Source organism: Streptomyces sp. iso_384 (assembly GCF_056172905.1).
Genome location: NZ_JBWBTT010000001.1, coordinates 6,958,668 through 6,978,704 on the forward strand (window position 1 = coordinate 6,958,668; position 20,037 = coordinate 6,978,704).

The 20,037-nt window shown below is 67.8% G+C and carries 17 protein-coding genes and 3 tRNA genes; 3 read left to right on the forward strand and 17 right to left on the reverse strand.

Translation table 11 applies throughout. The features are described 5' to 3' along the window. Positions 1 to 19 precede the first annotated feature (19 nt). From AC0VY3_RS31175 to AC0VY3_RS31220, 10 genes are all read right to left on the reverse strand, one after another. Positions 20 to 3,919, reverse strand: coding sequence for a DNA-directed RNA polymerase subunit beta' (locus AC0VY3_RS31175; protein ID WP_242741511.1), 3,900 nt, complete (start codon positions 3,917 to 3,919; stop codon positions 20 to 22). Between the two features lie 98 nt (positions 3,920 to 4,017). Next, positions 4,018 to 7,503, reverse strand: a complete 3,486-nt coding sequence (gene rpoB / locus AC0VY3_RS31180) for a DNA-directed RNA polymerase subunit beta (protein ID WP_475551108.1) — start codon at positions 7,501 to 7,503, stop codon at positions 4,018 to 4,020. Between the two features lie 623 nt (positions 7,504 to 8,126). Continuing rightward, complete coding sequence (gene rplL, locus AC0VY3_RS31185) at positions 8,127 to 8,510, reverse strand: 50S ribosomal protein L7/L12 (RefSeq protein ID WP_030798896.1); 384 nt, start codon at positions 8,508 to 8,510, stop codon at positions 8,127 to 8,129. Positions 8,511 to 8,594: 84 nt separating this feature from the next. After that, entirely contained in the window at positions 8,595 to 9,152 is a 558-nt protein-coding gene (rplJ, locus tag AC0VY3_RS31190; protein ID WP_003966997.1) for a 50S ribosomal protein L10, read from the reverse strand. Between the two features lie 273 nt (positions 9,153 to 9,425). After that, positions 9,426 to 10,331, reverse strand: coding sequence for an SCO4651 family lipoprotein (locus tag AC0VY3_RS31195; RefSeq protein ID WP_103511079.1), 906 nt, complete (start codon positions 10,329 to 10,331; stop codon positions 9,426 to 9,428). A gap of 170 nt (positions 10,332 to 10,501) precedes the next feature. Then, positions 10,502 to 11,224, reverse strand: a complete 723-nt coding sequence (gene rplA, locus AC0VY3_RS31200) for a 50S ribosomal protein L1 (RefSeq protein WP_047178274.1) — start codon at positions 11,222 to 11,224, stop codon at positions 10,502 to 10,504. Between the two features lie 80 nt (positions 11,225 to 11,304). After that, a complete protein-coding gene (gene rplK, locus AC0VY3_RS31205; protein WP_010058817.1) occupies positions 11,305 to 11,739 on the reverse strand; it encodes a 50S ribosomal protein L11 in 435 nt (144 codons plus the stop codon). A 177-nt stretch (positions 11,740 to 11,916) separates the two neighbouring features. Continuing rightward, entirely contained in the window at positions 11,917 to 12,786 is an 870-nt protein-coding gene (gene nusG, locus AC0VY3_RS31210) for a transcription termination/antitermination protein NusG (RefSeq protein ID WP_103511069.1), read from the reverse strand. Positions 12,787 to 12,859: 73 nt separating this feature from the next. Then, positions 12,860 to 13,147, reverse strand: a complete 288-nt coding sequence (gene secE, locus AC0VY3_RS31215; protein WP_030084301.1) for a preprotein translocase subunit SecE — start codon at positions 13,145 to 13,147, stop codon at positions 12,860 to 12,862. Between the two features lie 106 nt (positions 13,148 to 13,253). Then, positions 13,254 to 13,326, reverse strand: a tRNA-Trp gene (locus AC0VY3_RS31220). Positions 13,327 to 13,538: 212 nt separating this feature from the next. Between AC0VY3_RS31220 and AC0VY3_RS31225 the strand changes: the two genes are divergently transcribed. Continuing rightward, positions 13,539 to 14,765 carry a pyridoxal phosphate-dependent aminotransferase gene (locus AC0VY3_RS31225; protein ID WP_103511068.1) on the forward strand — a complete coding sequence of 409 codons (1,227 nt, stop codon included), beginning with the start codon at positions 13,539 to 13,541 and terminating at the stop codon, positions 14,763 to 14,765. 139 nt (positions 14,766 to 14,904) lie between these two features. Further along, positions 14,905 to 15,918, forward strand: a complete 1,014-nt coding sequence (locus tag AC0VY3_RS31230) for an adenosine deaminase (protein WP_103511067.1) — start codon at positions 14,905 to 14,907, stop codon at positions 15,916 to 15,918. Here the strand turns inward: AC0VY3_RS31230 and AC0VY3_RS31235 are convergent. Further along, complete coding sequence (locus AC0VY3_RS31235; RefSeq protein ID WP_242741514.1) at positions 15,911 to 16,501, reverse strand: TetR/AcrR family transcriptional regulator; 591 nt, start codon at positions 16,499 to 16,501, stop codon at positions 15,911 to 15,913. The genes AC0VY3_RS31230 and AC0VY3_RS31235 overlap by 8 nt on opposite strands. 98 nt (positions 16,502 to 16,599) lie before the next feature. Between AC0VY3_RS31235 and AC0VY3_RS31240 the strand changes: the two genes are divergently transcribed. After that, positions 16,600 to 17,235, forward strand: a complete 636-nt coding sequence (locus AC0VY3_RS31240) for an NAD(P)-dependent oxidoreductase (RefSeq protein ID WP_475551109.1) — start codon at positions 16,600 to 16,602, stop codon at positions 17,233 to 17,235. A 38-nt stretch (positions 17,236 to 17,273) separates the two neighbouring features. Here AC0VY3_RS31240 and AC0VY3_RS31245 read toward each other — a convergent pair whose 3' ends face one another. The 6 genes from AC0VY3_RS31245 to AC0VY3_RS31270 all read right to left on the reverse strand — a co-directional run bounded on the left by AC0VY3_RS31245 (position 17,274) and on the right by AC0VY3_RS31270 (position 19,888). Then, positions 17,274 to 18,329 carry a UDP-N-acetylmuramate dehydrogenase gene (locus AC0VY3_RS31245; protein WP_103511064.1) on the reverse strand — a complete coding sequence of 352 codons (1,056 nt, stop codon included), beginning with the start codon at positions 18,327 to 18,329 and terminating at the stop codon, positions 17,274 to 17,276. A 109-nt stretch (positions 18,330 to 18,438) separates the two neighbouring features. After that, entirely contained in the window at positions 18,439 to 18,867 is a 429-nt protein-coding gene (locus tag AC0VY3_RS31250) for a MaoC family dehydratase (protein WP_103511063.1), read from the reverse strand. Further along, positions 18,867 to 19,319, reverse strand: coding sequence for a MaoC family dehydratase N-terminal domain-containing protein (locus AC0VY3_RS31255; RefSeq protein WP_103511062.1), 453 nt, complete (start codon positions 19,317 to 19,319; stop codon positions 18,867 to 18,869). The genes AC0VY3_RS31250 and AC0VY3_RS31255 overlap by 1 nt, the downstream gene beginning before the upstream one ends. Positions 19,320 to 19,443: 124 nt before the next feature. Continuing rightward, the gene (rpmG, locus tag AC0VY3_RS31260; RefSeq protein ID WP_003956487.1) at positions 19,444 to 19,608 is read right to left on the reverse strand and encodes a 50S ribosomal protein L33; all 165 of its coding nucleotides are present in this window, start codon (positions 19,606 to 19,608) and stop codon (positions 19,444 to 19,446) included. Positions 19,609 to 19,696: 88 nt separating this feature from the next. Beyond that, positions 19,697 to 19,769: transfer RNA gene (locus AC0VY3_RS31265), tRNA-Met, on the reverse strand. 46 nt (positions 19,770 to 19,815) lie between these two features. Next, positions 19,816 to 19,888 (reverse strand) — tRNA-Thr (locus tag AC0VY3_RS31270). Between the last annotated feature and the right edge of the window lie 149 nt (positions 19,889 to 20,037).

Sequence of the window (20,037 nt, forward strand, 5' to 3'; positions counted from 1 at the left end):
TCAAGCGACAGCCGCTCGCTTACTGGTTGTACGGACCGTAGTCGTAGTCCTCCAGCGGAACGGCCTGGCCGGAGCCGGTGCCGAACGGCGAGTAGTCGATGTCGTCGTAGCCGACGGCCGAGTACATCGCGGCCTTGGCCTCCTCGGTCGGCTCGACCCGGATGTTGCGGTAGCGGGACAGGCCCGTACCGGCCGGGATGAGCTTACCGATGATGACGTTCTCCTTGAGGCCGATCAGGGAGTCCGACTTGGCGTTGATCGCCGCGTCGGTCAGGACCCTGGTCGTCTCCTGGAAGGACGCCGCCGACAGCCACGACTCGGTGGCGAGCGAGGCCTTGGTGATACCCATCAGCTGCGGACGGCCGGAGGCGGGGTGACCGCCCTCGGTGACCACACGACGGTTCTCGGTCTCGAACTTCGACCGCTCGACCAGCTCGCCCGGAAGCAGCTCCGCGTCGCCGGACTCGATGATCGTCACACGGCGGAGCATCTGCCGGATGATGATCTCGATGTGCTTGTCGTGGATCGACACGCCCTGCGAGTTGTAGACCTTCTGGACTTCGCCGACCAGGTGGACCTGGACCGCACGCTGGCCGAGGATGCGCAGCACGTCGTGCGGGTTGGTCGCACCGACGGTGAGCTTCTGGCCCACCTCGACCGGGTCGCCCTCGCCCACGAGCAGACGGGCACGCTTCGAGATCGGGAACGCCGTCTCGTCGCTGCCGTCGTCCGGGGTGACGACGAGCTTCTTGGTCTTCTCGGTCTCCTCGATCCGCACGCGGCCCTTGGCCTCGGAGATCGGGGCGACACCCTTGGGCGTACGGGCCTCGAAGAGCTCGACGACTCGGGGCAGACCCTGGGTGATGTCGTCACCGGCCACACCACCGGTGTGGAAGGTACGCATCGTCAGCTGGGTACCGGGCTCACCGATGGACTGGGCGGCGATGATGCCGACCGCCTCACCGATGTCGACCAGCTTGCCGGTGGCGAGCGAGCGTCCGTAGCAGAAGGCACAGGTGCCGACCGCGGACTCACAGGTCAGGACCGAGCGGGTCTTGACCTCCTCGACGCCGGCGCCCACCAGGGCGTCGATCAGGACGTCACCGAGGTCGACGTTGGCAGGCGCGATGACCTTGCCGTCCACCACGACGTCCTCGGCGAGCATGCGGGCGTAGACCGAGGTCTCGACGTCCTCCGTCTTGCGGAGCACGCCGTCGGCGCCCTTGACCGCGATCTTCAGCTTGAGGCCGCGGTCGGTGCCGCAGTCCTCCTCGCGGATGATCACGTCCTGCGAGACGTCCACCAGACGACGGGTCAGGTAACCCGAGTCGGCGGTACGCAGGGCGGTGTCCGCCAGACCCTTACGGGCACCGTGCGTGGAGATGAAGTACTCCAGAACGGTGAGGCCCTCGCGGAAGGACGCCTTGATGGGACGGGGAATCGTCTCGTTCTTGGCGTTCGACACCAGACCACGCATACCCGCGATCTGACGCATCTGCATCATGTTTCCTCGGGCACCCGAGTCGACCATCATGAAGATGGGGTTCGTCTTCGGGAAGTTCGCGTTCATCGCCTCGGCAACCTCGTTGGTCGCCTTGGTCCAGATCGCGATGAGCTCCTGCGTGCGCTCGTCCTTGGTGATCAGACCGCGCTCGTACTGCTTCTGGACCTTCTCGTCCTGGTCCTCGTAGCCCTTGACGATGGCCTTCTTGGCCTCGGGCACGACGACGTCGGAGATGGCCACGGTGACGCCCGAACGGGTCGCCCAGTGGAAGCCCGCCGCCTTCAGGTTGTCGAGCGTCGCCGCCACGATGACCTTGGGGTAGCGCTCGGCCAGGTCGTTGACGATCTCGGAGAGCTGCTTCTTGCCCACCGAGTAGTCGACGAACGGGTAGTCCTCGGGCAGCAGCTCGTTGAAGAGCGCACGGCCCAGGCTGGTCCGCAGCCGGAAGGTGTCGCCGGGCTGGTACTCCGGCTCGCCCTCCTCGGCGACCGGCGGCACCCAGCCACGCGGCGGCATGGTGCCGACCGGGAAGCGGATGTCGACCTTCGCCTGGAGCGACAGCTCGCGGGCGTCGAAGGCCATGGTGGCCTCGGCCGTGGAGCCGAACGCGCGGTCCGTGCCCTTGACGTCGCGGCCCTCTTCGTCCGTGGTGAGGAAGAAGAGGCCCAGCACCATGTCCTGGGTCGGCATGGTGACGGGACGACCGTCGGCCGGCTTCAGGATGTTGTTCGAGGACAGCATCAGGATGCGGGCCTCGGCCTGCGCCTCCGCGGAGAGCGGCAGGTGCACGGCCATCTGGTCACCGTCGAAGTCCGCGTTGAACGCGGTGCAGACGAGCGGGTGGATCTGGATGGCCTTGCCCTCGACCAGCTGCGGCTCGAAGGCCTGGATGCCGAGGCGGTGCAGGGTGGGCGCACGGTTCAGCAGCACCGGGTGCTCGGCGATGACCTCTTCGAGGACGTCGTACACGACGGTGCGGCCACGCTCGACCATGCGCTTGGCCGACTTGATGTTCTGCGCGTGGTTCAGGTCCACCAGGCGCTTCATCACGAACGGCTTGAAGAGCTCCAGCGCCATCGCCTTCGGCAGACCGCACTGGTGCAGCTTGAGCTGCGGACCGACGACGATCACGGAACGCGCGGAGTAGTCCACGCGCTTGCCGAGGAGGTTCTGACGGAAACGACCCTGCTTGCCCTTGAGCATGTCGCTCAGGGACTTCAGGGGGCGGTTACCGGGACCGGTGACCGGGCGACCGCGGCGGCCGTTGTCGAACAGCGCGTCGACGGCCTCCTGCAGCATCCGCTTCTCGTTGTTCACGATGATCTCGGGGGCGCCGAGGTCGAGAAGACGCTTGAGGCGGTTGTTGCGGTTGATCACACGGCGGTACAGGTCGTTCAGGTCGGAGGTCGCGAAGCGGCCACCGTCCAGCTGCACCATCGGACGCAGGTCCGGCGGGATGACCGGCACGCAGTCGAGCACCATGCCCTTGGGCTTGTTGCTGGTCTGCAGGAACGCGGAGACGACCTTGAGGCGCTTGAGCGCACGGGTCTTCTTCTGGCCCTTGCCGGTACGGATGATCTCGCGGAGGCGCTCGGCCTCCTCGTCGAGGTCGAAGGACTCCAGGCGCTTCTGCAGCGCGGCAGCGCCCATGCAGCCGTCGAAGTACGTGCCGAAGCGGTCACGCAGCTCGCGGTAGAGCAGCTCGTCGCCCTCCAGGTCCTGGACCTTGAGGTTCTTGAAGCGGCTCCACACCTCGTCGAGGCGGTCGATCTCGCGCTGCGCACGGTCGCGCAGCTGCTTCATCTCACGCTCGGCGCCTTCGCGCACCTTGCGGCGCACGTCGGCCTTGGCGCCCTCGGCCTCCAGCTCGGCCAGGTCGGTCTCGAGCTTCTTGGCGCGGGCCTCCAGGTCGGAGTCGCGGCGGTTCTCGGTCTGCTGGCGCTCGACGGAGACGTGGGCCTCCAGGGACGGCAGGTCGCGGGTACGACGCTCCTCGTCCACGAACGTGATCATGTACGCGGCGAAGTAGATGACCTTTTCCAGGTCCTTCGGCGCGAGGTCCAGCAGGTATCCGAGGCGCGAGGGAACGCCCTTGAAGTACCAGATGTGGGTGACGGGAGCGGCAAGCTCGATGTGGCCCATCCGCTCACGACGCACCTTGGCGCGAGTGACCTCGACGCCGCAGCGCTCACAGATGATGCCCTTGAAGCGGACACGCTTGTACTTGCCGCAGTAGCACTCCCAGTCCCGGGTCGGACCGAAGATCTTCTCGCAGAAGAGTCCGTCCTTTTCGGGCTTGAGCGTGCGGTAGTTGATGGTCTCCGGCTTCTTGACTTCGCCGTGCGACCAGGTCCGGATGTCGTCCGCGGTGGCAAGGCCGATCCGCAGCTCGTCGAAGAAGTTGACGTCGAGCACTTGTCGTCAATCCCTCTTTCGGGGTCTCGTCTCAATCAATGGTCTGAACGGGTCCGGGGAGGGCCGGCCGCCTCGGGATGAGGCGGCCGGCCGGCCCGTCAGACCTCTTCGACGCTGCTCGGCTCGCGCCGGGACAGGTCGATACCGAGTTCCTCCGCCGCGCGGAAGACGTCCTCGTCCGTGTCGCGCATCTCGATGGACATGCCGTCCGAGGACAGCACCTCCACGTTGAGGCAGAGCGACTGCATTTCCTTGATGAGCACCTTGAAGGACTCGGGAATGCCGGGCTCGGGGATGTTCTCGCCCTTGACGATGGCCTCGTAGACCTTCACGCGGCCGGTCACGTCGTCGGACTTGATCGTCAGGAGCTCCTGGAGGGCGTATGCGGCGCCGTATGCCTCAAGGGCCCACACCTCCATCTCACCGAAGCGCTGACCACCGAACTGCGCCTTACCACCCAGCGGCTGCTGGGTGATCATGGAGTACGGGCCGGTCGAACGCGCGTGGAGCTTGTCGTCGACCAGGTGGTGCAGCTTGAGGATGTACATGAACCCGACCGAGACCGGGTCCGGGAACGGCTCGCCGGAGCGGCCGTCGTAGAGCTGGGCCTTGCCGGAGGGCTGGACCAGCCGGTCGCCGTCGCGGTTGGGGATCGTGGCCTGGAAGAGGCCGGTGATCTCGTCCTCGCGCGCACCGTCGAAGACGGGCGTGGCGACGTTGGTGCCGGGGGCGACCTGGTCGGCGCCGATGGCCTGCAGGCGCTGGGCCCACTCGTCACCGAGGCCGGAGACGTCCCAGCCGCGGCTGGCGAGCCAGCCGAGGTGGATCTCCAGGACCTGTCCCGGGTTCATTCGGGACGGGACACCCAGCGGGTTGAGGATGATGTCGACCGGGGTGCCGTCCTCCAGGAACGGCATGTCCTCGATCGGCAGGATCTTGGAGATGACGCCCTTGTTGCCGTGACGGCCGGCGAGCTTGTCACCATCGGTGATCTTGCGCTTCTGCGCGACGTAGACGCGGACCAGCTGGTTCACGCCCGGCGGCAGCTCGTCGCCCTCTTCGCGGTCGAAGACGCGGACGCCGATGACCTTGCCGATCTCACCGTGCGGCACCTTCAGCGAGGTGTCGCGCACCTCGCGCGCCTTCTCACCGAAGATCGCGCGGAGCAGGCGCTCCTCGGGGGTCAGCTCGGTCTCGCCCTTGGGCGTGACCTTGCCGACGAGGATGTCGCCGGCGACGACCTCGGCACCGATCCGGATGATGCCGCGCTCGTCGAGGTCGGCGAGGACCTCTTCGGAGACGTTCGGGATGTCCCGGGTGATCTCCTCCGGGCCGAGCTTGGTGTCACGGGCGTCGACCTCGTGCTCCTCGATGTGGATCGAGGAGAGGACGTCGTCCTGCACGAGGCGCTGCGACAGGATGATCGCGTCCTCGTAGTTGTGACCCTCCCACGGCATGAACGCCACGAGCAGGTTCTTGCCGAGGGCCATCTCACCGTTCTCGGTGGCCGGTCCGTCGGCGAGCACCTGGTCGGCGATGATCCGGTCGCCCTCGGCGACGACGACCTTCTGGTTGACCGAGGTGCCCTGGTTGGAGCGCATGAACTTGGCGATGCGGTACGTGGTGTACGTGCCGTCGTCGTTCGTGACGGTGATGTAGTCCGCGGAGACCTCCTGGACCACACCGTCCTTCTCGGCCTTGAGGACGTCACCGGCGTCGGTGGCGCAGCGGTACTCCATGCCGGTGCCGACCAGCGGGGCCTCCGACTTAATCAGCGGCACCGCCTGACGCATCATGTTCGCGCCCATGAGGGCACGGTTGGCGTCGTCGTGCTCCAGGAAGGGGATCATCGCGGTGGCGACGGACACCATCTGGCGCGGCGAGACGTCCATGTAGTCGACGTCCGTGCCGGGCACGTAGTCGACCTCTCCGCCACGACGGCGGACCAGGACGCGGGGCTCGGTGAAGCGCAGCTCGTCGGAGAGCGTCGCGTTCGCCTGGGCGATGACGAAGCGGTCCTCCTCGTCGGCCGTGATGTAGTCGACGTCGTCGGTGACCTGGCCGTCGACGACCTTGCGGTACGGCGTCTCGATGAAGCCGAACGCGTTGACGCGGCCGTACGAGGCGAGCGAACCGATCAGACCGATGTTCGGGCCTTCGGGGGTCTCGATCGGGCACATGCGTCCGTAGTGGGACGGGTGCACGTCTCGGACCTCGAAGCCGGCCCGCTCACGGGAGAGACCACCCGGGCCAAGAGCCGACAGACGGCGCTTGTGGGTGAGACCCGACAGCGGGTTGTTCTGGTCCATGAACTGCGACAGCTGGCTGGTGCCGAAGAACTCCTTGATGGAGGCGACGACCGGCCGGATGTTGATCAGGGTCTGCGGCGTGATCGCCTCGACGTCCTGGGTGGTCATGCGCTCACGCACGACGCGCTCCATCCGCGCCAGGCCCGTACGGACCTGGTTCTGGATGAGCTCGCCGACGTTGCGCAGACGACGGTTGCCGAAGTGGTCGATGTCGTCGGTCTCGACGACGATCTCCCGGCCCGACTCGCCGGTCGTCTCGGTCTCGCCGGCGTGCAGCTTGACCAGGTACTTGATGGTCGCGATGACGTCGTCGGTGGTGAGCACCCCGGCGTCCAGCGGCTCATCGGCGCCGAGCTTCTTGTTCACCTTGTAGCGGCCGACCTTCGCGAGGTCGTAGCGCTTCGGGTTGAAGTAGAGGTTCTCGAGCAGCGTCTGAGCGGCCTCGCGGGTCGGCGGCTCGCCCGGACGCAGCTTGCGGTAGATGTCGAGCAGTGCGTCGTCCTGGCCCTGGGTGTGGTCCTTCTCCAGGGTGGCGCGCATCGACTCGTACTCGCCGAACTCCTCCAGGATCTGCTCGGTGCTCCAGCCGAGAGCCTTCAGGAGGACGGTGACGGACTGCTTGCGCTTGCGGTCGATGCGGACACCGACCATGTCGCGCTTGTCGATCTCCATCTCCAGCCAGGCACCCCGGGACGGGATGATCTTGGCGGAGAAGATGTCCTTGTCGGACGTCTTGTCGATGGAGGAGTCGAAGTAGACACCCGGCGAGCGGACCAGCTGCGACACGACGACACGCTCGGTGCCGTTGATGACGAAGGTGCCCTTGTTGGTCATGAGCGGGAAGTCGCCCATGAAGACCGTCTGGGACTTGATCTCGCCGGTCTCGTTGTTGGTGAACTCGGCCGTGACGAAGAGCGGCGCGGCGAACGTGAAGTCGCGCTCCTTGCACTCGTCGATCGAGTTCTTCGGGGGCTCGAAGCGGTGGTCGCGGAACGTAAGCGACATCGACCCGGAGAAGTCCTCGATCGGTGAGATCTCCTCGAAGATCTCCTCCAGGCCGGACTTGGTGGGGACGTCTTGTCCACTGTCCAGAGCAGCCTCGACGCGAGCCTTCCAGGCGGCGTTGCCCAGGAGCCAGTCAAAGCTCTCGGTCTGCAGCGCGAGGAGGTTCGGAACCTCGAGGGGCTCCTTGATTTTTGCAAAGGAGATGCGCAGCGGGGCGGTGCTGGCACCGTTGTTCGTATTCGCGGTCGAGGCGTTGCGCGAGGCGGCCAAGAGGGGGTCCTTCCGAGGGCTCGGACTCACTACGCGCGTACCGGTCCCACTCTGGACACAAAGACAGGCCGTTCCGAATCGGTCGCAAACGACCAGGTCGGAGGGGGTCGGTCATCGGTGCTTCAGCGTGGGCATGCCTCTGGTGACGGGCAGGAGGCAGCTAACAGGCAGCGCAAAGGGTCAGTGTAGCCAAGCGGCACACTGATGTCCAGTCGGGGTTCTCAGAGACCCACGTTGCTCTCAACAGCTGTTCTCAACACCTATGTCTAGCCCTAGCCCTCGCGCGGGGTGCGCTCTTCTTTACTGCCCTCTTCACTCTCGATCCATGCCTCGGATACGGATCGAAGTGAGGACGCGTCCTGAGAATTGCGCGCCGCGTCCGGTTCGTCAAGGCCCGCCGGTCCGATCGGACCTCCAGGAGCCTTCACCGGCCACCCCCGGGATACCCGCAGGACGCCCCTGAGGGCCCCGCGAGAGGCGCACGGCGAAGATCACCCTACTCGTCGTCGGCGGAAGAGCAAGGCACCCGCCCCGGGCACGCCGAAGGGCGACCACCCGAATGGGTGATCGCCCTTGGTGCGGGCACGTGACGTGCCCAGGGAGTCCGGAGGACTCCCGAGGTGTTACTTGACCTCGACGGAAGCGCCGGCGGCCTTGAGGGACTCGGCAGCCTTCTCGGCGGCCTCCTTGGCGACCTTCTCGAGGACCGGCTTCGGGGTGCCGTCGACGAGGTCCTTGGCCTCCTTCAGACCCAGCGAGGTCAGCTCACGCACGACCTTGATGACCTGGATCTTCTTCTCGCCGGCGCCGGTGAGGATGACGTCGAACTCGTCCTGCTCGGCCTCGGCCTCGGCCGGGGCGCCGCCCTGGGCGGGACCGGCGACGGCGACGGCCGCAGCGGCGGTGACGTCGAACTTCTCCTCGAAGGCCTTCACGAACTCGGAGAGCTCGATGAGGGTCATCTCTTCGAACTGCGCGAGCAGGTCGTCCTGGGACAGCTTCGCCATGACAGGCGTCCTTCCACTATTCGGCAGGTGCCGGATGTATATGTCGGCGGGCGTACACGGAGCCCGCTGGACCGCTGAGCGTGATTACTCGGCGGCCTCGGCGGGAGCCGGAGTACCGGCACCGCCCTGCTCTTCCTTCTTGGCGCGAAGAGCTTCCGCGGTGCGGACGAACTTGGAGGGCAGGGCCTGGAAGACCTGCGCCGCCTGCGTCTGCTTGCCCTTGAAAGCACCGGCCAGCTTGGAGAGCAGAACCTCGCGGGACTCGAGGTCCGCGAGCTTCTTGATCTCATCGGCGGACAGCGCCTTACCGTCAAGGACACCGCCCTTGATGATGAGGTTGGGGTTGTCCTTGGCGAAGTCACGAAGACCCTTCGCCGACTCCACCGGGTCACCGGTGACGAAGGCAACCGCCGTCGGACCCGAGAACAGGTCGTCCAGCGTGTCGATCCCGGCCTCGTTGGCCGCAATCTTGGTCAGCGTGTTCTTCACCACGGCGTACTGGGCGTTCTCACCGAGCGAACGGCGCAGCTCCTTGAGCTGTGCCACGGTGAGACCCCGGTACTCGGTCAGCACGGCGGCGTTCGAGCTGCGGAACTGGTCCGTCAGCTCGGCTACCGCGGCAGCCTTGTCGGGCCTTGCCATGAGCGTCGGCCTCCTTCCGGGTGATGAGGACCGCTCAGAAGGGGCCGGGAAAGACGAAACGCCCCAGCACAAGTGCCAGGGCGCAGCTCGACCGAACAGAGTCCGGGAGCGTTCCACAGTCACCTGCGCAGGTCGTCCGATCTAGCGGAACCTTCGGTCACCGTCCCTCTGACGAGGCACAGTGACGACCAGCGGTCTTTGGCTTCCTGGTGAGAGTACGCGACCGGAAGGGGGACGAGCAAATCCGTCCCTGTTCGTCCCTTGCGGGAGGTGTCAGGAGGTGCCGCCCGGGGTACCGCCCTGTTTCAGCATCTCCTTGAAGTCCACGGTGTCCGAGGCCGCCGGCTTCTCGGCGGGGACCTCGGTGCCGTAGTCGCTGTAGAACAGCGTCGAGTTGAACGTGCCGGTCTTCATCTCGCCGCGCTCGGTCTTCTTCACGAGCAGGTCGTTCTTGTCGACCCAGATGTCGACGGTCTGGGTGGTCACCCCGGCCAGCGCGAGCTGCTCCTTGAACGCGGCCAGCTGCTTCGCGTCCAGCTCGCTGTTCTTCGCGGTCAGGTCGGCCACGTCGACCGTGCCGGAGTAGTGCGTCGCGGAGACCCCGCGGACGTCCTCCTGGCCGACCTTCTTGACGTCCCCGGAGGCCAGGAGCGCCTTCACACCCTGCTCGGGCGTGCTGTTCTGGATCTGGTCCTTCATGACGTCGCCGGAGGCGCCGCCCAGCTCGGCGAGGTCCTCGTAGGAATACCGGATCCAGTGCTTCCCGCCGAGGTTGGCCGCCATGGCGTCGCCCATGTTGGCGTAGTACTCGTCCTTGAAGTAGCGAGCCTCCACCGATCCGTCGCCGCCGGCCTGCTTCAGGGCGTCGCCCATGGTGCCGCCGGTGTACGTGATGGTCAGCGCGCCCGAGAGGCCGTCGGACCAGCCGATGGCCCCGGACTGCTTCATGGACATGGTGTCGCCCATCTCGGTGGTGCCCTCGACCTTCGCCGACTGGGCGCCGCCGGTCTTCTGCTGCACCTGCTTCAGCGCGGCCACGGGGCTCGCCTTGGAGACGGCGCCCGCCTTGTCCGAACCGGATCCGCCCGAGCTGTCGGAGCCACTGCAGGCCGCTATCGACGTCAGTGCCGCCGCGGCGGCCAGAGCCGTACCCACGCGTCGTGCCGTGCTCGTCCTCATGTACCCGTCCACCCCTCGTATCGTCCTTCGTCCCCCGCACAACAGTGTCATAGGGCACTGACAGGCATGGGGTCTTACGGATACGAGGACGGGCCCCGCACCTCGAAAGGTTGCGGGGCCCGTTCACACAGTGCACGCGTGCGACGCGGCTACCGGGTGAGCACGGTGGCTCAGACGGCGGCCGGGTCCTCCTCGACGAGGAGGTTGCGGGTGCGGTTGGCGTCCAGCGGGATGCCGGGGCCCATCGTGGTGGCCAGGGTGGCCTTCTTGATGTAGCGGCCCTTGGCGGCGGACGGCTTCAGACGGAGGATCTCCTCCAGCGCCGCTGCGTAGTTCTCCACCAGCTTGGTCTCGTCGAAGGAGACCTTGCCGATGATGAAGTGCAGGTTCGAGTGCTTGTCGACGCGGAACTCGATCTTGCCGCCCTTGATGTCGTTGACAGCCTTCACGACGTCGGGGGTGACGGTGCCGGTCTTCGGGTTCGGCATCAGACCACGCGGACCGAGCACGCGGCCCAGGCGGCCGACCTTGCCCATGAGGTCCGGGGTCGCGACGACGGCGTCGAAGTCCAGACGGCCCTTCGCCACCTCGTCGATGAGCTCGTCGGCGCCGACGATGTCGGCTCCGGCGGCTTCCGCGGCCGCAGCACGGTCACCGGTCGCGAAGACCAGGACCCGGGCGGTCTTGCCGGTGCCGTGCGGGAGGTTCACGGTGCCGCGGACCATCTGGTCGGCCTTGCGCGGGTCGACACCCAGCGCGAAGGCGACCTCGACGGTGCCGTCGAACTTCGTGGAGGAGGTTTCCTTGGCGAGACGGACGGCCTCGAGCGGGGCGTAGTTGCGCTCCCGGTCGACCTTGGCGTCCGCAGCGCGGAGGTTCTTGCTGCGCTTCACTTCTACTCCTGTGGTTTCAGAGTGTGGAGTCGTGGTGCGGACCAGCGCTTGGTCCTACCACTGGGGGTTACGGGGCTGAATCAGCCTTCGACCGTGATGCCCATGGAGCGGGCGGTGCCGGCAATGATCTTCGACGCGGCGTCGAGGTCATTGGCGTTCAGGTCGGGGAGCTTCGTCGTGGCGATCTCGCGGACCTGGGCGGCCGTCAGCTTGGCGACCTTGGTCTTGTGCGGCTCGCCGGAGCCCTTGTCCACACCCGCGGCCTTGAGGATCAGCTTGGCGGCCGGCGGAGTCTTCGTGATGAAGGTGAAGGAGCGGTCCTCGTAGACCGTGATCTCCACCGGCACGACCATGCCACGCTGCGACTCGGTCGCGGCGTTGTAGGCCTTGCAGAACTCCATGATGTTGACGCCGTGCTGACCGAGCGCGGGGCCGACCGGCGGGGCCGGGTTCGCCGCACCGGCGTTGATCTGGAGCTTGATAAGCCCCGTGACCTTCTTCTTCTTGGGAGGCATTGCTCTCTCCGGGTCCTAGTGAGAGTGTTTCGCCGCCGATTCCGGTCATCCGGATGGAGGCATACCGCACAACGATAACGGGTATAGCTGTGCGACCAAAAACCAAGCAGGTCAGAGCGGCCGCGAAGCCCCTCTGACCTGCTGGGTAGGCATGTGTCCAGAAACCGGCGGGAAGCGCTAGTTCTTCTGGATCTGGTCGAAGCTGAGCTCGACCGGGGTCTCTCGGCCGAAGATCTCGACGAGGCCCTTGACCTTCTTCGAGTCGGCGTTGATCTCGTTGATCGTGGCCTGCAGCGTGGCGAACGGGCCGTCGGTGACGGTGACCGAGTCGCCGACCTCGAAGTCCAGCACCTGGACCTCGACCTTGCGGGCCGGAGCCGGCTTGCCCTCGGCCTCGGCGGCCTCGCGGGCGGCCTTCTCCTCGGCCTCCGGGGCGAGCATCTTGACGATCTCGTCCAGGGTCAGCGGGTACGGGTCGTAGGCGTTGCCCACGAAGCCGGTGACGCCCGGCGTGTTCCGCACGACGCCCCAGGACTCGTTCGTCAGGTCCATGCGCACCAGCACGTAGCCGGGGAGCTTGTTCTGCCGGACGTTCTTGCGCTCGCCGTTCTTGATCTGGACGATTTCCTCCTCAGGCACCTCGGCCTGATAGATGAACTCCTCCACGTTCAGCGAGACGGCGCGCTGCTCCAGGTTGGCCTTCACGCGCTTCTCGTAACCGGCGTACGTGTGGATGACGTACCACTCGCCGGGGAGACCGCGGAGCTCGTCGCGCAGGGCGGTGACGGGGTCGACGGGGGCGGCCGGCTCGGCCTCTTCCTCGTCGGCGCTCTCGTCGTCGGCCTCGGCGGCGACGTCCTCGTCGGACTCCTCCGCCTCGGCGTTCACGGCGGCCTGCTCGGCGGGCTCGCCCGCGGCGAGGTCGGCGGCCTCGGCCTGGTCCGGGTCCACGGAGTCAGCAGCCTCAACGATGTCGAGCTCGTCCTTGGCGGACTCTGAGGCGCCGGCCTCGGGCTCGACGGCGTCGTTCAGGTTCGGGTCAGACACGATGGCTGCTTCTTCCTGGATACAAAGGGTGGAACGTGCGAAAGGGGCGCCGGGTCGGACGCCTTCCGCGAGATCAGCCGAAGACGTACTTGATGACCCGGGCGAAGCCCATGTCGAGAACGGTAACAAGACCGATCATGACGACGACGAACACGATCACCACGGAGGTGTACGTCGTCAGCTGGCTACGCGTCGGCCAGACAACCTTACGAAGTTCGGCGACGATCTGGCGGTAGAACAGCGCGAGACGGCCCAGAGGGCCCTTCTTGCCGCGCTTTCCGCCCTTCCGAGTCTTCTTCTTCGACTCAGGAGCTTCATCATCGGCATCAGGCATGTCGATGGAGCCCACGGCGTCCGTCACGCTACTCACCTGATTCCGGGTCGTGGCCGTGCCGCGCCCGGTGGAGCCGCACGGCTGTGCAATGAAGTACGTACATGCGCACACATCCTGGCGAAGGAGTGTGTAGCAGGGCCGGAGGGACTTGAACCCCCAACCGCTGGTTTTGGAGACCAGTGCTCTACCAATTGAGCTACGACCCTTTGTGGTTTCCACCAACCTACCGCATCTTTCCCGGTGACCGGGTGCAGGAACGGTGCGGCTGGTGAAGGCCAACGACAGGTGAGTGTACGTGTTCAGGGCCGCTGCGTCGAACAGACAACTACCGACCGGTCCTGTCCGGATGCTGTCCGGGTCCTGTCCGGTCCCTGAAACCCCTGTGCCGACGGCTTTTACGGTCTGGGAGCATGGGGCCATGAGCGCTGCAACTTCACCGTCCGAGCGCCGGGTTTCCGCCCGCATCGGTGCGATCTCCGAGTCCGCGACCCTCGCCGTCGACGCCAAGGCCAAGGCCCTCAAGGCCGCCGGGCGTCCGGTGATCGGCTTCGGGGCCGGCGAGCCCGACTTCCCGACGCCCGACTACATCGTCGACGCCGCGGTCGAGGCCTGCCGCAACCCGAAGTACCACCGCTACACCCCGGCCGGCGGGCTCCCCGAGCTCAAGGCCGCCATCGCAGAGAAGACGCTGCGCGACTCCGGCTACGAGGTCGACGCCAGCCAGATCCTGGTCACCAACGGCGGTAAGCAGGCCATCTACGAGGCCTTCGCCGCGATCCTCGACCCGGGAGACGAGGTCATCGTCCCCGCCCCGTACTGGACCACCTACCCCGAGTCGATCCGGCTCGCGGGCGGTGTCCCGGTCGAGGTCGTCGCCGACGAGACCACCGGCTACCGGGTCTCCGTCGAGCAGCTGGAGGCCGCGCGCACCGAGAAGACCAAGGTCGTTCTCTTCGTCTCGCCGTCCAACCCGACCGGCGCCGTCTACAGCAAGGCCGACGCCGAAGCCATCGGCCGCTGGGCCGTCGAGCACGGTCTGTGGGTGCTCACCGACGAGATCTACGAGCACCTCGTCTACGGCGACGCCACGTTCACCTCGCTGCCGGCGATCGTCCCCGAGCTGCGCGACAAGTGCATCGTCGTCAACGGCGTCGCCAAGACGTACGCGATGACCGGCTGGCGGGTGGGCTGGATCATCGGCCCGAAGGACGTCGTGAAGGCCGCGACCAACCTCCAGTCGCACGCCACCTCCAACGTCTCCAACGTCGCCCAGGTGGCCGCGCTCGCCGCGGTCTCCGGCCCGCTGGACGCGGTCGCCGAGATGCGTACCGCCTTCGACCGCCGCCGCAAGCTCATCGTGCGGATGCTCAACGAGATCGACGGCGTGTTCTGCCCGGAGCCCGAGGGCGCGTTCTACGCCTACCCGACGGTGAAGGACCTGCTCGGCAAGGAGATCCGCGGCAAGCGCCCGGCCACCTCGGTCGAGCTGGCCGCCCTGATCCTGGACGAGGCCGAGGTCGCCGTCGTGCCCGGCGAGGCCTTCGGTACCCCGGGCTACCTGCGCCTTTCCTACGCCCTGGGCGACGACGACCTCATCGAGGGCGTCTCGCGGATCCAGAAGCTGCTGGGCGAGGCCAAGGCCTGACCGGTCGCGCACAGCCGCTCACGGGAAGTGCCCCCGGCCGCCGGATCCACCACCGGCCGGGGGCACTTTTTTGTTCGAGCCGCCCTCCGTAGGGGAAAGCGGCTACCGCTCCGGCCCGCCCGTGCGGCAGGATCTTCCAATGGAGCGTGATGTACGTCTGTTGCCCAAGGCCCACCTGCACCTGCATTTCACCGGGTCGATGCGGCCCACCACCCTGCTCGAACTCGCCGACAAGTACGGGGTCCACCTCCCGGACGCCCTGACCGGTGGTGAACCGCCGAAGCTGCGGGCGACCGACGAGCGCGGCTGGTTCCGTTTCCAGCGCCTCTACGACATCGCCCGGTCGTGCCTGCGGTCCCCGGAGGACATCCACCGCCTGGTGCGCGAGAGCGCCCAGGAGGATGTCGCGGACGGCTCGGGCTGGCTGGAGATCCAGGTCGACCCCACCTCGTACGCCCCGCTGCTCGGCGGGCTGATCCCGGCCATCGAGATCATCCTCGACGCCGTGGACAGCGCCGCCCGGGACACCGGCCTGGGCATGCGGGTGGTGATCGCCGCCAACCGGATGAAGCACCCGCTGGACGCCCGCACCCTGGCCCGGCTCGCCGTGCGGTACGCGGACCGGGGCGTCGTCGGCTTCGGGCTCTCCAACGACGAGCGGCGCGGGATGGCGCGCGACTTCGACCGGGCCTTCGCCATCGCCCGCGAGGGCGGTCTGCTGGCGGCTCCGCACGGCGGCGAGCTGTCGGGGCCCTCCAGCGTGCGCGACTGCCTCGACGACCTGGACGCCTCGCGCATCGGCCACGGCGTCCGGGCCGCCGAGGACCCCCGGCTGCTGCGCAAGCTCGCCGAGCGCGGGGTCACCTGCGAGGTCTGCCCGTCGTCCAATGTGGCGCTCGGCGTCTACGAGAAGCCCGCCGACGTCCCCCTGCGCACTCTGTTCGACGCGGGTGTGCCGATGGCGCTGGGGGCGGACGACCCGCTGCTGTTCGGTTCGCGGCTGGCCGCCCAGTACGAGCTGGTGCGCCGCCACCACGACTTCACCGACGAGGAGCTGGCCGAGCTGGCCCGGCAGTCGGTGCGCGGCTCGGCGGCCCCCGTGGACGTACGGGAGAAGCTGTTGTCCGGGATCGACGACTGGCTGGCTAGCTGATTCCGCCCAGCAGGGTGCGGGCGACGGAGGCGGCGAAGTCGTCCAGGGGCTGCGGGGGCTCGCCGCCGGGGAGCGCGGCATAGGCGAAGGCCCGCTGGGCGCAGGCGCCCATCAGCAGGGAGGCGGCGGCGTAGGTGTCCGCGTCGGCCCGGATGCGGCCCGCCCCCTGTTCGGCGCGCAGATAGGCGTCGAGTCGCTGGATCGGCAGGTGGGGCCCGGCCTCCAGCCCGCCCACGCCCTGCTCGTGGCGGCGTTTGAGCTGGGGTTCGGCGTAGAGGGACGCGGCCATGGGGAAGGTCTGCTCGTAGAACAGGGCAGCCACCCGGGCGATCTCGGCGAGGTTGCCCTCGACGCTGCCCTCGCCGGCCCTCAGTTCGCCGAGCAGATTCCCGAGCCGGGGCAGCCGCTCGGCGAGGACGGTGACGAACAGCTCCTCCTTGCCGGAGAAGTACTTGTAGAGCGCAGCCTCCGAGCAGCCGGCGGCCTTGGCGATCTCCTTGGTGGTGGTCCGGGCGAGGCCGATGGAGAGCATCAGCTCGTGTGCCGCGTCGACGATCCGGACGCGGGCGGGCTTCTGGTCCATGCGTGCTCCAACCGGCCGGGACCCGGAGATCTTGACGCCCGGGTGGGAAGCCACCCACCCTAGAGGTTAGTGAACACTCACCCACCAGGGGGCGCACTATGAGGATCACCGTGTTCGGAGCGACCGGCGGTGTCGGTCGGGAGGCCGTGGGGCAGGCACTCCCGGCGGGTCACGAGGTGACGGCCGTGGTCCGCGACCCGGACCGGCTGCCCGCGTCGCTGGATCGCGCGGCGCTCCATGCCGTCGTACGGCTGGACGATCCGGCGGCGGTGCGGGCGGCGGTGGCGGGACGGGGCGCGGTGCTCTCGGGGCTGGGCTCGCGCGGCCGGAAGGCGAACGGCGTCGCCGAGCGGCTGACCGGCCGGATCGTGTCGGCGATGGAGGCGGAGGGCGTCCGACGGCTGCTGGTGGTGAGCGCGGCGCCGGTCGGGCCGGAGCCGGCGGACGATCCGCTGGTGGACCGGCTGATGCGCCGGGCGATCGGGGCGGTCCTGGCGGAGCTGTACGCCGATCTCGCCCGGATGGAGGCGGCGTTGGCCCGCAGCGCCACGGACTGGACCTCGGTGCGCCCGCCGAGGCTGACGGACGGGCCGTGCACGGGCGTCTACCGGAAGGTCGTGGGCGGTACGCCGCGCAGCGGCCGGTCCATCTCCCGGGCGGACGTGGCGCACGCGATGCTCGCGCTGATCGACGACCCGGCGGCCGTGCGGCAGGGCGTGGGCGTCGCGTACTGACCGCGTACGTACGTTCCCAGAGGCTGACCGCGTACGTCCTAGAGGCTGACGCCGACCGTCACCGGCTCGTTGACCAGGGTGACGCCGAAGGCCCGGTGCACTCCGGCGACGACCTCGCGGGCCAGGGCGAGCAGGTCCTCGGTGGTGGCCGCGCCCCGGTTGGTGAGGGCGAGGGTGTGCTTGGTGGAGATCCGGGCGGGGCCGCTGCCGTAGCCCTTGGTGAATCCGGCCCGGTCGATCAGCCAGGCCGCCGAGGTCTTGGTGCGGCCGTCCTCGGCGGGGAAGGCGGGGGGCGTCACGTCCGGGCCGAGGTGTTCCTGGACCCGGTCGAGGAAGTCCTGGAACGCGGCCGGTTCGAGGATCGGGTTGGTGAAGAAGGACCCCGCCGACCAGGTGTCGTGGTCCTCCGGGTCCAGCACCATGCCCTTGCCGGCCCGCAGCCGCAGCACGGTCTCGCGAGCGGCCTCCAGCGGTACGCGGTCGCCCTGCTCGACGCCCATGGCCCTGGCCGTTTCGGGGTACTTGAGGGGCGCGGAAAGCCCGGCGGCCTCTTCCAGCTCGAATCGGACACGCAGCACAACGAAGCGGTCGGGTTCGGCCTTGAAGCGACTGTGGCGGTACGAGAACGCGCACTCCGCGTTCGGAATCGTCACCGTCTGCTCGGTGCGCCGGTCGTAGGCGACGACCTCCGTGATGGTGGTGGACACCTCCTGGCCGTACGCGCCGACGTTCTGGATGGGCGTCGCGCCGGCGGAGCCGGGGATGCCGGCCAGGCACTCGATGCCCGCCAGACCCGCCTCGACGGTCCGGGCGACGGCGTCGGTCCACACCTCGCCGGCCGCCAGCTCCAGGGACGTACCCGAGAGCGCGAAGCCCTTGGTGGCGATGCGCAGCGCGGTGCCGTCGAAGCCCTTGTCCCCGATGACCAGGTTGGAGCCGCCGCCGATCACCAGCAGCGGGGTGCCGCTCGCGTCGGCCTCGCGTACGGCGGCGATCACCTCGGCGTCGGTCGTGGCGGTCAGCAGCCGGGCTGCGGGGCCGCCGAGCCGGAAGGTGGTCAGGGGGGCGAGGGGGGCGTCGTGGAGTTCCTGCACGGGGACAAGAGTACGGTCCGTGGGCCGGCCGCCGGTGCCGGGCCACGGACCGTACGCCGGGGTCCGGGGCTCGGACGGCCACCGGCTCCGGCTGACGCGCCGGTACGTCTCAGGCGAGCCGGACCACGGCCCGGGACATGCCCAGCACCTTCTTGCCGTCGCACACGGCGACCAGGTCCACCCGGACCAGGTTGTCGTCCAGCTTCGCGGCGACCTTGCCGCTGACCTCGATCAGCGCGCCCTTGTCGTCGTTGGGCACGACGACCGGCTTGGTGAAACGCACCCCGTAGTCGACGACCGCGCCCGGGTCGCCGGCCCAGTCCGTGACCACCCGGATCGCCTCGGCCATCGTGAACATGCCGTGCGCGATCACATCCGGCAGCCCGACCTCGCGCGCGAACTTCTCGTTCCAGTGGATGGGGTTGAAGTCACCCGAGGCGCCCGCGTACTGCACGAGCGTGGCCCGCGTCACCGGGAACGACTGCGCCGGCAGTTCCGTACCGACCTCGACCGACCCGTAAGAGACCTTCGCCGTCATCACGCCTCCTCGGCGGCGCGCGCCACCAGCTTCGTCAACGCCGTGACGACCAGTTCGCCGGCCTCGTCGTGCACATCCCCGCGGACGTCCAGGATGTCGTTGCCCGCGAGGGACTTGATCGCCTCGATCGTCGAGGTGACCGTCAGCCGGTCCCCCGCCCGCACCGGACGCACGTAGGAGAACTTCTGGTCCCCGTGCACCACCCGGCTGTAGTCCAGGCCCAGCTGCGGGTCCTGCACCACCTCTCCGGCGGCCCGGAAGGTGATCGAGAAGACGAAGGTGGGCGGCGCGATCACATCGGCGTGACCGAGTGCACGGGCGGCCTCCACGTCGACGTACGCCGGGTGGGGGTCGCCCACCGCCTCGGCGAACTCGCGGATCTTCTCCCGGCCGACCTCGTACGCCGGAGTGGGCGGATAGGTCCGCCCCACGAAGGACTGGTCGAGCGCCATGAGCTCGCTACCTCCTGAGAAACCTGGTGAAAAACGAACAAGGGCACGCCCCCGTGCGGGAAGCGACCCCGTACAACGACACGAGGCCGCCCCCAGAGGGGACGGCCTCGTGTACGAGCCTGATTCAGCGCGTTTCGCGGTGCGCGGTGTGCGAGTTGCAGCGCGGGCAGTGCTTCTTCATCTCAAGACGGTCCGGGTTGTTACGCCGGTTCTTCTTGGTGATGTAGTTCCGCTCCTTGCACTCCACGCAGGCCAGCGTGATCTTCGGGCGGACGTCGGTGGCAGCCACGTGAGTGCTCCTTGGACGGACGATGGACGGATGAACGCATGAAAGGGTAGCCGATCGAAGGACCGACCCAACCATCGGCTACCGTTAGTAGCGGTGACCGGACTTGAACCGGTGACACAGCGATTATGAGCCGCTTGCTCTACCGACTGAGCTACACCGCTTTGATGAATGAGTCCCCCCGCCGAAGCGGGGTTTCCCGATCACCAGAGCCCCAATGCGGAATCGAACCGCAGACCTTCTCCTTACCATGGAGACGCTCTACCGACTGAGCTATTGGGGCGAGCGATGAAGACATTACACGGTCCCCCGCCGGTTGCCCAAATCCGTTTGTTCCGCACGCTCCGGCCCTCTGTCCGGGGCCGCCCACACCCCCTGATCAGGCCTTGATCCAGGCCGCGTCCACCTCAGGACCGGGCCCGGCCGGCCGAC

What these genes read in the sequence shown, in the direction of transcription:
- AC0VY3_RS31225 (WP_103511068.1), top strand. Translation starts at nt 13,539, where the DNA reads ATGAGCGCTGCAACTTCACCGTCCGAGCGCCGGGTTTCCGCCCGCATC.
- AC0VY3_RS31255 (WP_103511062.1), bottom strand. Translation starts at nt 19,319, where the DNA reads ATGGCGCTCGACCAGTCCTTCGTGGGGCGGACCTATCCGCCCACTCCG.
- rplK (WP_010058817.1), bottom strand. Translation starts at nt 11,739, where the DNA reads ATGCCTCCCAAGAAGAAGAAGGTCACGGGGCTTATCAAGCTCCAGATC.
- AC0VY3_RS31230 (WP_103511067.1), top strand. Translation starts at nt 14,905, where the DNA reads ATGGAGCGTGATGTACGTCTGTTGCCCAAGGCCCACCTGCACCTGCAT.
- AC0VY3_RS31240 (WP_475551109.1), top strand. Translation starts at nt 16,600, where the DNA reads ATGAGGATCACCGTGTTCGGAGCGACCGGCGGTGTCGGTCGGGAGGCC.
- AC0VY3_RS31250 (WP_103511063.1), bottom strand. Translation starts at nt 18,867, where the DNA reads ATGACGGCGAAGGTCTCTTACGGGTCGGTCGAGGTCGGTACGGAACTG.
- rplL (WP_030798896.1), bottom strand. Translation starts at nt 8,510, where the DNA reads ATGGCGAAGCTGTCCCAGGACGACCTGCTCGCGCAGTTCGAAGAGATG.
- AC0VY3_RS31195 (WP_103511079.1), bottom strand. Translation starts at nt 10,331, where the DNA reads ATGAGGACGAGCACGGCACGACGCGTGGGTACGGCTCTGGCCGCCGCG.
- rplJ (WP_003966997.1), bottom strand. Translation starts at nt 9,152, where the DNA reads ATGGCAAGGCCCGACAAGGCTGCCGCGGTAGCCGAGCTGACGGACCAG.
- AC0VY3_RS31235 (WP_242741514.1), bottom strand. Translation starts at nt 16,501, where the DNA reads ATGGACCAGAAGCCCGCCCGCGTCCGGATCGTCGACGCGGCACACGAG.